The organism is Brevibacillus brevis, assembly GCF_001039275.2.
Lineage (GTDB): Bacteria > Bacillota > Bacilli > Brevibacillales > Brevibacillaceae > Brevibacillus > Brevibacillus brevis_C.
Genome location: NZ_CP030117.1, coordinates 656,406 through 669,970 on the forward strand (window position 1 = coordinate 656,406; position 13,565 = coordinate 669,970).

The following is a 13,565-nucleotide window of genomic DNA, read 5'->3' on the forward strand; positions in this document are numbered from 1 at the left end:
CTTTTCGTCTTCCTGTCTATGATTGGCTATTGTCGATATCTTCCTCTTCTTTTCGACGTCCGAAAGAAGTAATATCCCATCACGCCGATGACGCCAATGATCGTGGCAATAACAAAGAAGTTATGGGACATCCATTCATACATCTGGGAGCCGACAAGCATATGCAGTGCCTCCTCTCCTTATCTGTACGTGGGGTAGCGAGTAGTGCTGCTGTTATTATTATCTTGGGAGCGAAATGAAATGAACTCTCTTGCCGCCTTTTCGAGAAGTTGATCCTCGGAGGTAAGCTTCGTGTTTTGCAGATTGTTGATTGGTTGTTTTTCCTGATTCGTTGATGATTGAGGGCTTGCAGAATACTGTATGTTTGTCTTATTGGTGGTAGATGGCGTATTGCTCGCATCATCCTGGCTGTTGTTCGAGTCTTTGATGGGCGCAATATTCATGGAGCGTGTGAACTGATTGACTGCCATCTGTACGCCTTTTTTCTTGAGTTGATCCATCATGCCCTGCATGCCATTCCCTTTTTTCGTATTGATGCCCATCGCTGCGTACATCGGACAAAAGCGAGTAGCTCCTTCTGCTACTTTCATGGCTGAAAAAGCCATGAGCAGCCATGGAGTGTTGTATGGGCGACGGTTCATTCTACCGATGCCGTATGCCAAGCCTAACAGACCGCCAGTTATGCGAATCAGCGCGTCAGTTCTACCTACGTTTTTGTGCATGAGAGTTGTCCTCCTGTCGCAATTACTTCTATTCGATAGTCTGCGATGAAGGGCGACAAGACACCCGTGGGAATTGTTACTACCACCACCAAGCTTGCAGGGGAATGATTTATGGGCGGCGAAGCTGTAGACATCGGCAGACCAACAAGGAGAGAAGAAATGATGCGCGTACGAGCCATATCAGATCGTGATTACTTGAACATGATTCGCGTGAGTAGACGTCAGGCACCGGCAAGCCTCTGGATAAAAGGCGCAAGCGTTCTGAATGTGTATACAAAAGAATGGCAAGAGCATCACGTCGCAGTGGCGGGAGAACGAATTGCTTATGTAGGAGAAAAAGAGCCGTTGGTCGATGATCAGACTGTCATCATCGAGGCGGCTGGGCAGTATCTCGTTCCGGGTTACATCGAGCCACACGCACATCCGTTTCAATGGTACAACCCTTACACGTTGGCTGACTTTGCTCTGCAAACGGGAACGACTGGAATGATGTCGGACTCATTGATGCTGATGCATCTGCCTTTTTCGCAAACGGCAGCGATCATGGAGTCTCTGGTTGCTCATCCGGTGAAGCAATTTTTCTGGGGCAGACTCGATCCGCAGACAGGGAAAGCTCATCCGGCGTTCACCAAGGAAAGCTTGGCGCGAATGCTGGAGCATCCACGCGTGATTCAGGGTGGGGAGTTGACGAATTGGGGCGGCGTTTTACAAGAGGATGAAACGCTGCTTTTTGGTTTGAAGCATACGCGTGACTTGGGCAAAAGGATGGAGGGACATCATCCGGGAGCTTCTTACGAGACCTTGAACATTGCCGCAGCAGCCGGCGTAACAGCTTGTCATGAGGCCATCGATGCAGCAGATTTGCTGGCGCGTATCCGTTTAGGTATGTATGCGACACTGCGCCATTCCTCCATTCGCCCTGATCTGCCGGAGCTGGTGAAAGGGTGGCTTGCGCTGGGTGTGCCGTGGTCATCACGGATGATGCTCACATCAGATGGAAGTACGCCGCCGATGCATCGTGACGGGTTCATGAATAGTACGATCCGTGTGGCCATCGAAGCGGGGATGCCACCAGAGGAAGCGTATGTCATGGCGACGCTGAACCCGGCTGTCTATTACGGGTTGGACGCGGAGATCGGAGGAATTGCGCCGGGCCGAATCGCGGATATGCTGTTGTTGACGGCAAAGGATAAACCGACACCATCCATCGTGATTGCAAATGGACAACGGGTGGCAGAAAAGGGAACCCTGCTCGTCCCAACCGTTCAGCCTCAATGGGACGAAGCTTCGTTACGTTTGACAGATCCATTGAAAAAGCAGGCACATCCTGATTGGTTCCGCTTGCGGCCAGATGAAGACTGCAAGGCCCCTGTGTTACAGATGCTGAATGCCGTTATCACCCGGTTGTCGCTAGAGGACATGCCCGTTGATCAGGATGGTTATGTATCTTTGCAGCATGATCCGCAGTTGGCGCTGATCGCGACCATCGATGCAACTGGCGGCAACCGAACATTGGCAGTGCTTCGCGGCTTCGGTGAGCATCTCGAAGGGCTGGCCAGCACCTATTCAGCGTCTGGCGATTGGATCGTAATCGGACGCAATCCCCACGCGATGGCACAAGCATTGGAACGTACTCGGGAAATAAAAGGCGGGGTCGTCCTGATCGATGAAGGAAAAGTAATTTGTGAATGCCCATTGCCTCTTACTGGAAAATTCGCATCTGCACCGATGGAGGAAGTGATCAGCATGGGTGAAAATTTGGTAAATCAGCTCCGTTCCAAAGGCCATGTCCATCTTGACCCGATTTATTCGATTTTGTTTTTTACCGCTACCCACTTGCCGTATGCCCGTCTTACAGCAACAGGCATTGTCGATGTTAAGAGTGGGCAAATCATCGTTCCGGCACTCCCTCTACCTTAAGGGACGCTTGCGGTCATAATCGATTTGTAATTGTTTGTACATCAATGATATATGTATATAAAATATATTTTACTTCTTGTAAATTATCAGATTTATTTTAAAATAAAAACAACCAAGCCTCATCTATCTTTATCCCCGAAGAGTCATTGTTTTTGAAAGTCGCAACCTGGCTAGCGAGGTAGATGGACTGGGTAACAAGAACAAAGAATGATAAAAGGGGGATTCATTCTGAATGAAAAAGCGCTCTTATGTCGGAGTTTTATCTGCGGTATTGGCTGCGAGTATGGCATTAACAGGTTGCGCAGGAAACAGTAATTCAAGCGGCGGTAGTAACGCAAGCGGGGGGCAAAGTCAGCCAGCTCCAAGCAACAGCGGTAACGGAAAGACCGAGGGCGGTCTCATCAAGATCGCCACACAATCCCCACTATCCGGGAGCAATTCTGCTGTGGGAGATGCGATTAAGACAGGCGCAGGTTACGCACTCGAAAAGCGCAAGGAAGAGTTTAAAGCACTTGGCTTTGATCTCCAGCTTTTCCCTCAGGATGATCAAGGCGACCCGAAAATCGGGGTATCCAATGCGGAGATGCTCATCTCTGATCCCGATGTGTACGGTGTAGTTGGGCACTATAACACAGGTGTTGCCATTCCATCGTCTGTGAAGTACGAGGAAGGCAAGCTGGTAATGGTATCTCCAGCAAATACAGGGGTAAAGCTCACGGAGGAAGGTAAGAAAACCGTCCATCGAATCTGTGCTCGCGATGACGCGCAAGGACCAAAGGCTGCTCTTTATGCAAAAAATACACTTGGTGTAAAAACGGCCTATATTATCCATGATAAGACTGCATACGGCCAAGGTCTGAGTGATCAAGTAAAGATGCAATTCGAAAAGGATGGAGTTCAAATCCTTGGCTTCGAAGGCATTACCCAGGGCGAAAAGGACTACAGCGCGGTACTTAACCAGGTAACGGTGAAAAACCCGGACATCATCTTTTTCGGCGGTCTTTATCCAGAAGGTGGAATCTTGATCAAACAAGCTCGTGAAAAAGGATTTAAGGGTTATTTTATGGGTGGCGACGGCTTGGATTCTTCTGATATGATAAAAATAGCCGGAGCTGCTGTCGAAGGTGTAGTCTTTACGTCAGTAGCAGGGGACGTAACGCAGACCGAAGAGGGCAAGAAATGGGCTGAAGAGTACAAAAAAGTCACAAACAAGCCTCTGGAAACCTATTCCGTCTACGGTTTCGACTCTATGAACGTCATCCTCAATGGTGTTTTGGAAGCTACCAAAGCAAACGGAGGCAAAAAACCAACCCGCGAGCAAGTCCTCGATGCAGTCCACAAAACCAAGGATTTTCAGGGTCAATTCACCAAAGTTACCTTTGATGAAAAAGGTGACAACACAAATGCAGATGTATTTATTTACAAGTTTGACAAGGACAAATCCATTTTCGTAGGCAAGGCCGAGTAATCACACCACACAATGCGCACACACTCCCATGCCTCATATCAGGATAGGGGGCTGCACGCCGGTGTTGGCCCCTTTTCCACGAGAAAACAAGTCCAGTCAACCGAATGAATGCAGAAAATTTGTACAAGTTTACATGAGAAATGAGGGATGGGAAAGCATGATCAACATTTTGCCTCAGGTGTTGGTTGACGGATTGACACTTGGATTTATGTACGCAGTCGTGGCTTTAGGCTACACAATGGTTTACGGGATTTTGGAAATTATCAACTTTGCTCATGGAGACATTTTCATGGTCGGAGCCTTTATCGGTACAGAGGTATTATTGATCTCTGATGCGCTAGGGGCACTCGAAGGTATGAATCCATTTGTCGCACTTTTCATAACACTCATAATTGCCATGGTATTAACTGGTGCTTTGGGGGTAGGAATTGAGAGGATTGCCTATCGACCATTGCGTGGAGCACCTCGTCTTGTGCCGTTGATTTCGGCGATTGGCGTATCGTTTTTGCTACAGGACCTCGTACGTTTTACAGAAGCACTAGCTCGTAATGAGTTTTATCTGAATAGTCCCGCTCTTTTTACAGGTTCGATTCCAATAGGTAGTATTGCTACGATCCCAACAAAAGGATTAATCGTAATTGTAATTGCGATCGTCATGATGATTGCGTTGACGTTGTTTGTGAATAAAACAAAGTGGGGAATCGCCATGCGCGCCGTTGCACAAGACCAGAGTACGGCTTCGCTGATGACCATAAATGTAAACAAAGTAATCATGCTTACGTTTTTGATTGGCTCCAGTTTGGGTGGCGCGACAGGTGTTCTGTTTGCGCAAAACTACGGGACGATCGATCCGTATATCGGTTTTATTCTTGGTCTAAAAGCATTTACCGCTGCCGTCCTCGGCGGGATTGGGAACCTGCGTGGTGCGATGATCGGTGGCGTACTCCTCGGTCTTCTAGAATCTCTGTCCGGTGCCTTTATGGGGCCGCTGACCAACGGAGCCTTTGGTGCAGAGTACAAAGATGTGTTTGCGTTCAGTATTTTAATTCTCGTGCTTCTCTTCAAGCCGGAAGGACTGTTTGGCGAAGCTGTAAAAGAGAAAGTGTAGGTGAAATAAATGGCAAATCTCGCTTGGAAATCGTTCAAAGGCATTCCGCTCGTATTTACGTTAATCTGGATTGTAGCTTTTTCTGCCGCGTTGTACCTCATGGATAAATCGGTTATCGCGTTTCTCGGCATTCTTTCTTCCATTGTGCTTGTCTATTACACTAATACCTCCAAGTCGATCAAAATGGCGATTGGCGCTATCGTTCTCCTCCTGATCATTCCGTTGGTAGCCGGTGAAAACCGTTACTACATGGAGGTAGCTTCACAGGTTGGCATCTACGTAGCGATGGCTTTGGGCTTGAATATCGTAGTAGGCTTTGCTGGTCTGCTTGACTTGGGTTACGTTGCGTTTTTTGCTGCTGGGGCTTATGCGTACGCGATTTTCTCGACCTCGCAAGCGAATGAGTTTATTGCAGGGAATCTGTTCCCGCTCTCCGGTGAGTGGTTTTGGCCATTTCTCATAGTCGGCTTGATTGTGGCTGCTGTTTTCGGAATATTGCTAGGATTGCCAGTTCTCAGAGTAAAAGGGGATTACCTCGCGATCGTGACCTTGGGCTTCGGTGAAATCATTCGCATTGTCTTCAACAACCTGGACAAGCCCATCAACATCACCAACGGTCCACAGGGAATCACGCCGATTCCGTCTCCTGAGCTGTTTGGGATCAAAATGGGGACGCCGTTTTACTTTTACTTCATTGTGTTGTTTGTGATTGCCTTTATCGTTTTGGCGAATATACGCTTTGAGCATTCCCGTTTGGGGCGTGCATGGATTGCGGTACGTGAGGATGAGCTGGCTGCCCAGTCCATGGGGATTTCCCTGTTGAATACCAAGCTGGCAGCATTTGCACTGGGTGCTTCCTTCGCTGGTGTCGTCGGTGTTATCTTTGCTGCCAAACAGACGTTTATCGATCCGACTTCCTTTACGCTGATGGAATCGATCGGGATATTGGTCATGGTCATTCTGGGTGGGAGTGGCAGTATTCCAGGCGTTGTGCTTGGCGCCGCTTTTGTCACAATCTTGCAGGTACAGCTGTTAAAAGAATTCTCCAACTTCCTGCACGGTCTGCAAAATGCGGGGATCATCAGTTTGCCTAACCAGTTGGACCCATCCAAGTTTCAGCGACTCATTTTCGGAATTATGCTCATTCTCGTTGCCTTGTATCGCCCTAACGGATTGATTCCGGCCAAACGGAAGAAAAACAATCTCGATGCGATCAAAAAGAGCGAGTTTGGCAAAGAAAAGCTGGGGATTCTCGGCAGACTGTCCCAATTGACTTCTGGAAAACAGTCATAGCGGACGAGGAGGGAAATGAGCATGGCATTGTTAGAGGCAAAAAATTTAACGAAGCGCTTTGGTGGCTTGGTAGCCAATCAAGACGTCTCGATTGACATCGAAAAAGGAAGTATTACTGCGGTCATCGGTCCGAATGGGGCCGGAAAAACGACTTTTTTCAATATGATTACCGGATTTTACGAGCCAGACGAGGGAGAAATCCTGCTGAATGGCAAAAGCATCAAGAAGCTTCGTCCTGATCAGATCGCGAGTCGCGGTATCACGCGCACCTTTCAAAACATTCGTCTGTTCAAAGAAATGACGGCATTGGAAAATGTTATGGTGGGTGTGCATAGCCGCTTATCGGCTGGAATTCTTGGAATCCTGTTCAACTCCAAGCGTGTACGCCAGGAGGAAGAACGGACGCGCGTCGAGGCTTATCAGCTCATGGAGTATGTCGGGATCGCACATATTGCCAATGAAGCAGCAGGGAGTCTGCCTTACGGGTTGCAACGAAGACTGGAAATTGCCCGGGCGATGGCGACCAATCCGCAAATTATTTTGCTCGATGAACCGGCGGCAGGGATGAATCCTCGCGAGACGGTTGAGATGACGGATTTTATTCGTCGGCTGAAAAAAGAGCTCGATTTGACGATCATTTTGATCGAGCATGATATGAAGCTGGTCATGGGACTTAGCGAGTACATTCACGTGCTGGATTACGGGAGAAAAATTGCAGAAGGTACACCCGAACAAATCCGCAACAATCCTAACGTCATTGAGGCCTATCTCGGAAAAAGTGCGTCGGACGTGTCGTAGAAGGAGGAAAATCGATGGCATTGCTAGAGCTGACTAACGTTCATACGTATTACGGCGGCATCCACGCATTAAAAGGATTGAGCATAACGGTAAACGAAGGCGAAGTGGTGACGCTGATCGGCTCCAACGGGGCAGGTAAATCCACTACGTTGAAAACGATTTGTGCGCAAACCCGTGCCAAAGAAGGAAAAGTCATCTTTAATGGCAAAGACATTACACAGATGCGTACACATGATATTGCCTTAGCAGGAATCGCCCACGTTCCGGAAGGTCGCCGTATTTTTCCAAAGCTGACCGTACGCGAGAATTTGGAGATGGGTGCCTTCAGTGTATCTGATAAAAAGGTGATTGAAGAAGGAATCGAGCGTGCCTTTGCTTACTTTCCGCGATTGAAGGAACGGGTTAGTCAAAAAGGCGGCACGATGTCCGGGGGCGAGCAGCAAATGCTGGCGATTGCTCGTGGACTGATGATGAAGCCAAAAATTCTCATGCTCGATGAACCTTCGATGGGATTGGCGCCGATTCTGGTGGAGCAGATTTTTGACATCGTTAAGGAGCTGAACAAGGAAGGCATGACGATTCTCTTGGTCGAGCAAAATGCGAATCAGGCGCTGTCTGTCGCGCATCGCGGTTATGTGATTCAGACAGGCGAAATTATTTTGCAAGACGACGCTCAGACATTATTGATGAATCCGCAGGTAAGAGAGGCGTATTTGGCGTAATATTGGTGTAATGGAAACGTGAGTACCGATGGGGATTTTTGTCTCCGTCGGTTTTTCATTTGGTCAGCGAGGAGAGGATACAGCTTGCTAGATATTAGTCCCCGCTTTGTAGAAGGGAGCGAGCCTCTCTATCTACAGCTATATCGCTATTTTTGTACAGAAATACAGGGGAGGCGCTTGATCTCCGGGACGCGTCTGCCTTCTGTTCGGGCATTGAGCGGATTTTTGCAAGTGAGTAAAACAACTGTCGAGAGCGCCTATCACCAGCTCATGGCAGAAGGCTACATTGAGAGTCGGGAGCGCAGCGGATTTTATGTGGTCGATGTGGACTGGGATGGGCCAGTGCCTGTACCTGTACCTGTACCTGTACCTGTATCTACAGGGAAAGGGCAGCAACCAAGTAAAACGGCTCACGTCCAAACGCCTGCACCTACGTCTTTACCAGTCCCGGTCCAATATGATTTTCACCAAGCCCGCGTAGATGCCGAGCATTTTCCTTTTGAGCGTTGGCGCAAGTACACCAACCAATGCATGCAGGAAGAAAACAAGCATGTGCTCTACTACGGCGATGGACAAGGAGAGCCGCAGCTGCGGGAGGAGCTCGCACGTTATCTCGGACGTGCTCGAGGTGTACAAGCTACGCCGGAACAAATAGTGATCGGTGCGGGAACGCAAGTGATGATCAGCTTATTGATGATCTTATTCGGGATACGAGGACAGGCTGTTGCGATGGAAGAGCCGGGCTATCACGGTGTTCGTGCCGTGTTTTCCCATTTGGGCTATGATGTGCGCCCGATCAAGCTGGAGGAGGATGGGATTGATGTGGAAGCGCTTAGTGAGAGTGGAGCGCAGCTCGTTTATATCACTCCGTCTCATCAGGACCCTTCTGGTATTGTCATGCCGTATGCCAAACGGCTAAAGCTGCTACACTGGGCGAATCAGACGGGGAGCTACATCATGGAGGATGACTACGACGGTGAGTTTCGCTATCATGGCAAGCCGATACCTTCCCTTCAAGGGCTGGATACGCAGGGACGCGTCATTTATTTGGGGACGTTCTCCAAGGCGTTGCTGCCGTCGATTCGGATGAGCTATATGGTTTTGCCACAAGCGTTATTGGCGGTGTATCAGGAGAAATTGGCGGATTTTGACCAGTCGGCATCGCGTATTCATCAGGAGACGCTGGCCTTGTTCATGAAAAATGGCGATTGGGAGCGGCATATTCGCAAGATGCGGACGCTTTACCGCAAAAAGCATGGGGTGCTGCTTCAGTGCTTGCAGGAACACTTTGGAACGTGCATCCGGATCAAAGGTCAGGATGCTGGGCTGTCCGTAACGGTAGAAGTGGAAAGCAAGAGCACACCGCAACAGTTGACACAAATTGCGGCTGCATCAGGCGTTCGTGTCTATCCAACCGCACATAAATGGGTTCATCCGCAGGAAAATGGACTTCCGGCTTTTCAGTTCGGATTCGGGGGGCAGACCATCGAGGAGATTGAGGGTGGGATTCGTCTGTTGAAACGTGCATGGGAGCCTTATTTGCAAGTGGAACGGGAAAATAAAAACCCAATCCAAGGGATCGGGTGAGGAAAAGCAGCATCCCAAAAAGGGAGTGCTGCTAATAATTAGGGGACGTACTGTTCTGTAACTTTTGTGATGATTCCATTCTTTACTTCAACGTGGAATGGTATCTGATAAGGAATTCCCTTGGATAGTACAAACTTTTTAAAAGTATCGGCGTTTACTGCTTCATTCCAATGGAAATTCTCGCCTTGAGTAGAGTTGGTTTGAAGAGTAAACGAAGCCTTTGGAGAAATTTCAAACGTTCTAATTTTAGGACTGCTATTACGAATGTAATATGGCATAGGATAGTCCTCTTTTTCTAATGGATGATCTTGACGATAAGCTTTTACAGCTGCCTCACCGAAAAACCATTGAACATAGTCCAGCGAGACGATTAGTTTTCCATTTTTCACTTGTAGCGTTTTCACATATGCCATTGATTTTTCAAGGGTATTTCCTTGTTTATCCTTGCTACTTGTTGGAACCATTACTTGGGGAGGAACAGGTGCAAGCGTTCCTTGCTGTGAAGCTGCATGAGCGTCAGGAACAAGCAAAGCACAGAATAACAAAGAAGAAAGCAGCAAATATGTTTTTCTCATAGGATGTCATTTCCTTTCTGTTTACACGTAAATACGTTTCACAATTAGTAGACGAAAAACGAACTAAACCGTTTCTCCTCAAGATGAAAAATTTGGCAGGCGATGAGTCAGCATAAAGAGAAACCTCCTGTCATCGGAGCAGACTGATGAACAGGAGGTTTTTTCATATGCAACTCAAGCTATGCTCAAGACATTCGATACCCTAACTGAGCAGACATCGCACGTACCGTCGCTAGCGTTTCTTGTAAAATCTCTTCTTGTTTCGGCATCACGCGGTCGGAGGGACCGATGACACTGACGGATGCAGTTACGTGTCCAGTTGAATCAAAAATCGGGGCAGCGATTCCGGTCACGCCTGTATTGCGCCGATTCGAGCTGATTTCATAGCCTCGCTTGCGGATCGTCACCAAATCTTCTTTGATTTGCTCGATTGACGTGTACGAATGAGGTGTGTAGCTTTTCAGCGGGTGTTCCTGCAAAATCTCATCCTGAAACTCCTCCGGCTGATAGGCGAGCAAAACCCTGGCGGCGGAGGTAGAGTAAAGGGGAAAACGTCGGAAGGATTCGACGGTAAACCGAACAGGATGAAGCGAATCCTCTTTGGCTACATAAATTGCGTCCTTGGAATCTTGTACACATAAGACCGCCAATTCGTTTGTCCGTGAGACAAGCTGGTCCAGAAACGGTTTGGAAAAATCAACGATATCGTGATTCGTGAGCACCTTCGTGCCCAGCTCCAAAAGCGTGTAGCCAAGCGTATACTGCTTGGTTTTTTCATTTTGGCGGATAAAGCCTTCAGACTCCAGCGTGGACAGGAGCTTGTGAACGGCTCCCTTAGACAGCTGGAGCTTTTTGCTGAGCTCCGTTACCCCGAGTTCCTTTGGCGAATCGAGAAATATTTTTAACAGCCGACAGCCATTTCGAACAGAAGACAATACTTGGTCCATACAAACGTCTCCTTTGCTTACAATAGCCTTATTTTACGTGTAAGAAACAATGCTGACAATCTCGCAATTCAGGCAATGATGATGGTATTACGACTACCTTGAATAGTCAGTATCTTTATGCTAGTATAACATTATCGTTCTCGAATAGGAAACGATGTTCTCTATTCGTGAACAATACAGACAATCGGGGGTCGAACTTACATGAAGAAAAAGGCATTATCCGTCTTGTCCATTTTCGCTTTGACTGGTTCCTTGCTGGCTGGATGTGGCTCCTCCACACCGCAAACATCTGCTCCTGCACCGGCTGCTGGCAACAATAGCGGCACCGAAGCACAAGCTCAGCTGGAAGACACTTTGGTAGTAGCAGGAAACGGCGCGACCGTTGAAAAGATGATGAAGGATGAAGTCTTCAAGAAGTTTAACGAGAAGTATCCGAATGTAAAGCTGACCTATGTTTCCGGAGTTTCTACGGACATTGTGGCGAAGGTTAAGGCACAGAAAAATTCTCCGCAAATCGACTTGACCATCGTGGAGGGCGGCGAGCAAGAGAAAGGTCGTCAAGAAGGCTTGTGGGAAACCGTATCGGCAACAGAGATTCCGAACATGAAAAACGTACCGGAAGATTTGCATGTGACAGAGGATAGCGGTGTCGTCGTAAACTTCACGCCGATGGGGATTTCCTACAATGCGGATCTGGTAAAAGAAAAAGGCTTGCCTGTACCGAAATCGTGGAATGACCTGGCGAAGCCTGAAGTGAAAGGCTACATCACGATGACAGACGTAGCGAGCAACTTCGGACGCTCTGCGATGATCATGCTGGCGTACGCAAATGGCGGGTCCGAGAAAAATATGGAACAAGGCTTCAAACAAATGGAAACGATTGCAGGATACATGCCGACCTTTGCGAAGAGTGCAGCACAGCTTCAGCAAAATCTGCAAAACAAGAGCGCAGCGTACACCACTTGGACGATGGCGCGCAGCTTGACACAAAAAGAAGCAGGCGTACCATTGGAGTTCGTTTTCCCTGAAGAGGGAGGAAACATCGTACCGAACGTAGCTACGCTGGTAAAAGGTTCGAAGAGTCCAAAAGCGGCAAAAGCATTCGTCGATTTCCTTTTGACAGATGAAATTCAAACGATGTACGCAACGAAGCTGTACTACAATCCGGCAACATCTGTGAAGCTACCAGACGATGTAGCGAAAACATTGGAATTCGATCGCACAAAAGTTGTCAACTTCGACTATAGCGTAGTGAGCAAGGAAACATCTGCTTGGCTGGATCGCTTTAACAAAGAAATCGCACCTAAAACAGGAAAGTAGGTATTCACGTGACCAAGGTGATTGACGTTGAACTGCGCGGCATCATGAAAAAATTTCAAAGCAATGTCGTGGTTCAAAACTTCAACCTGCAGGTGGAGCAAGGCGAATTCATCTCGTTCCTCGGCCCATCTGGTTGCGGTAAGACCACGACCTTGAATATGATTGCCGGTTTTTTGGACCCGGATGGCGGAGACCTCTTGATCAAGGGGCAGCGAATGAATGGCGTGCCTCCGTACAAACGGGAGCTGGGAATGGTGTTCCAGACGTACTCGTTGTTCCCGCATATGACTGTGGCGGAAAACATCGCCTACGGCTTGAAATTGCGCAAAGTGAACAAGCAAGAAATGCAAGAGCGTGTGAATCGTGTACTCGGGCTGGTCAAGCTGCCAAACGTAGCAGACCGCTACCCGAAACAGCTCTCTGGCGGACAACGTCAGCGGATTGCGATTGCACGGGCGCTTGTTATTGAGCCGTCGCTCCTGCTTTTGGATGAGCCGCTCAGTAACTTGGATGCCAAACTTCGTGAAGAGCTACGCGATGAGTTAAAGCGCTTACATCACGAAATCGGCGTTACGACTATTTTCGTTACCCATGACCAAGAAGAGGCGCTAGCGCTCTCTGATCGCATTGTGGTCATGAATCACGGATTCGTGGAGCAAATCGGTACACCGCTGGAGATTTACAATCAGCCCGCATCTGAATTCGTACATACCTTCATCGGTAAGACGAACCGTTTGGAAGGGGAAGTCATCGGATTGGACGGGGATGTACTCACGCTGCGGACGACTGGTGGAATGCTTGTGAAGGCAGCAAAGCAACAGCGAACAGTGGCACTCCATGAAAAAGTGATCATTTTTATCCGACCAGAGAAAATCAAGCTGACCGATACAGCAGTCAGCGAGGAAGCGAATCGGGTAAAAGGACATTTGCAGCTTGCCTCCTTCCTGGGCTCGTACACAGAATGTGAGGTCAAGGTCGGGGAGCATACGCTTTCGGTAAAAGTCCAAATGACCGATAGTTCGGTGGACCGCCAAGAAGGTCAAACGGTTTACTGTCAATGGAACGCGGACGACGTACTGGTCATGCCCGCAGGAAGGGGATGACG

General features: G+C 48.4%; 13 protein-coding genes. 9 read left to right on the forward strand and 4 right to left on the reverse strand.

Going from position 1 to position 13,565, the window contains the following annotated elements:
- Nucleotides 1-26: 26 nt before the first annotated feature.
- Both AB432_RS31255 and AB432_RS03645 read right to left on the reverse strand, forming a co-directional pair.
- The gene (locus AB432_RS31255; protein ID WP_255412999.1) at nucleotides 27-161 is read right to left on the reverse strand and encodes an EYxxD motif small membrane protein; all 135 of its coding nucleotides are present in this window, start codon (nucleotides 159-161) and stop codon (nucleotides 27-29) included.
- Nucleotides 162-179: 18 nt separating this feature from the next.
- Complete coding sequence (locus tag AB432_RS03645) at nucleotides 180-722, reverse strand: YgaP family membrane protein (protein ID WP_048031079.1); 543 nt, start codon at nucleotides 720-722, stop codon at nucleotides 180-182.
- A gap of 162 nt (nucleotides 723-884) precedes the next feature.
- On the opposite strand from AB432_RS03645, the gene AB432_RS03650 reads away from it, so the two are divergent.
- The 7 genes from AB432_RS03650 (at nucleotide 885) to AB432_RS03680 (ending at nucleotide 9,618) form a co-directional block, all read left to right on the forward strand.
- Complete coding sequence (locus tag AB432_RS03650) at nucleotides 885-2,642, forward strand: adenine deaminase C-terminal domain-containing protein (RefSeq protein ID WP_048035677.1); 1,758 nt, start codon at nucleotides 885-887, stop codon at nucleotides 2,640-2,642.
- 232 nt (nucleotides 2,643-2,874) lie between these two features.
- Nucleotides 2,875-4,110, forward strand: coding sequence for a branched-chain amino acid ABC transporter substrate-binding protein (locus tag AB432_RS03655; protein WP_048031080.1), 1,236 nt, complete (start codon nucleotides 2,875-2,877; stop codon nucleotides 4,108-4,110).
- A gap of 61 nt (nucleotides 4,111-4,171) precedes the next feature.
- Entirely contained in the window at nucleotides 4,172-5,218 is a 1,047-nt protein-coding gene (locus tag AB432_RS03660; protein ID WP_082195864.1) for a branched-chain amino acid ABC transporter permease, read from the forward strand.
- A 9-nt stretch (nucleotides 5,219-5,227) separates the two neighbouring features.
- Nucleotides 5,228-6,511 (forward strand): branched-chain amino acid ABC transporter permease, encoded by a 1,284-nt coding sequence (locus tag AB432_RS03665; RefSeq protein ID WP_048031081.1) that lies wholly within the window; start codon nucleotides 5,228-5,230, stop codon nucleotides 6,509-6,511.
- A 21-nt stretch (nucleotides 6,512-6,532) separates the two neighbouring features.
- Nucleotides 6,533-7,309 (forward strand): ABC transporter ATP-binding protein, encoded by a 777-nt coding sequence (locus AB432_RS03670; RefSeq protein WP_007717354.1) that lies wholly within the window; start codon nucleotides 6,533-6,535, stop codon nucleotides 7,307-7,309.
- Nucleotides 7,310-7,323: 14 nt separating this feature from the next.
- A complete protein-coding gene (locus AB432_RS03675; protein WP_048031082.1) occupies nucleotides 7,324-8,031 on the forward strand; it encodes an ABC transporter ATP-binding protein in 708 nt (235 codons plus the stop codon).
- Nucleotides 8,032-8,115: 84 nt separating this feature from the next.
- A complete protein-coding gene (locus AB432_RS03680) occupies nucleotides 8,116-9,618 on the forward strand; it encodes a MocR-like pyridoxine biosynthesis transcription factor PdxR (protein WP_048031083.1) in 1,503 nt (500 codons plus the stop codon).
- A gap of 38 nt (nucleotides 9,619-9,656) precedes the next feature.
- On the opposite strand, the gene AB432_RS03685 is transcribed toward AB432_RS03680, so the two are convergent.
- The gene (locus AB432_RS03685; protein ID WP_048031084.1) at nucleotides 9,657-10,193 is read right to left on the reverse strand and encodes a hypothetical protein; all 537 of its coding nucleotides are present in this window, start codon (nucleotides 10,191-10,193) and stop codon (nucleotides 9,657-9,659) included.
- Nucleotides 10,194-10,378: 185 nt separating this feature from the next.
- Complete coding sequence (locus tag AB432_RS03690) at nucleotides 10,379-11,140, reverse strand: IclR family transcriptional regulator (RefSeq protein ID WP_048031085.1); 762 nt, start codon at nucleotides 11,138-11,140, stop codon at nucleotides 10,379-10,381.
- Between the two features lie 201 nt (nucleotides 11,141-11,341).
- On the opposite strand from AB432_RS03690, the gene AB432_RS03695 reads away from it, so the two are divergent.
- Both AB432_RS03695 and AB432_RS03700 read left to right on the forward strand, forming a co-directional pair.
- Complete coding sequence (locus tag AB432_RS03695; protein WP_048031086.1) at nucleotides 11,342-12,460, forward strand: ABC transporter substrate-binding protein; 1,119 nt, start codon at nucleotides 11,342-11,344, stop codon at nucleotides 12,458-12,460.
- A gap of 8 nt (nucleotides 12,461-12,468) precedes the next feature.
- The gene (locus tag AB432_RS03700; RefSeq protein ID WP_048031087.1) at nucleotides 12,469-13,563 is read left to right on the forward strand and encodes an ABC transporter ATP-binding protein; all 1,095 of its coding nucleotides are present in this window, start codon (nucleotides 12,469-12,471) and stop codon (nucleotides 13,561-13,563) included.
- Nucleotides 13,564-13,565 lie beyond the last annotated feature (2 nt).

Coding starts and splice junctions, on each gene's coding strand:
- AB432_RS03645 (WP_048031079.1), bottom strand. CDS start 722: ATGCACAAAAACGTAGGTAGAACTGACGCGCTGATTCGCATAACTGGC.
- AB432_RS03675 (WP_048031082.1), top strand. CDS start 7,324: ATGGCATTGCTAGAGCTGACTAACGTTCATACGTATTACGGCGGCATC.
- AB432_RS03685 (WP_048031084.1), bottom strand. CDS start 10,193: ATGAGAAAAACATATTTGCTGCTTTCTTCTTTGTTATTCTGTGCTTTG.
- AB432_RS03690 (WP_048031085.1), bottom strand. CDS start 11,140: ATGGACCAAGTATTGTCTTCTGTTCGAAATGGCTGTCGGCTGTTAAAA.
- AB432_RS03665 (WP_048031081.1), top strand. CDS start 5,228: ATGGCAAATCTCGCTTGGAAATCGTTCAAAGGCATTCCGCTCGTATTT.
- AB432_RS31255 (WP_255412999.1), bottom strand. CDS start 161: ATGCTTGTCGGCTCCCAGATGTATGAATGGATGTCCCATAACTTCTTT.
- AB432_RS03670 (WP_007717354.1), top strand. CDS start 6,533: ATGGCATTGTTAGAGGCAAAAAATTTAACGAAGCGCTTTGGTGGCTTG.
- AB432_RS03695 (WP_048031086.1), top strand. CDS start 11,342: ATGAAGAAAAAGGCATTATCCGTCTTGTCCATTTTCGCTTTGACTGGT.
- AB432_RS03655 (WP_048031080.1), top strand. CDS start 2,875: ATGAAAAAGCGCTCTTATGTCGGAGTTTTATCTGCGGTATTGGCTGCG.
- AB432_RS03650 (WP_048035677.1), top strand. CDS start 885: ATGCGCGTACGAGCCATATCAGATCGTGATTACTTGAACATGATTCGC.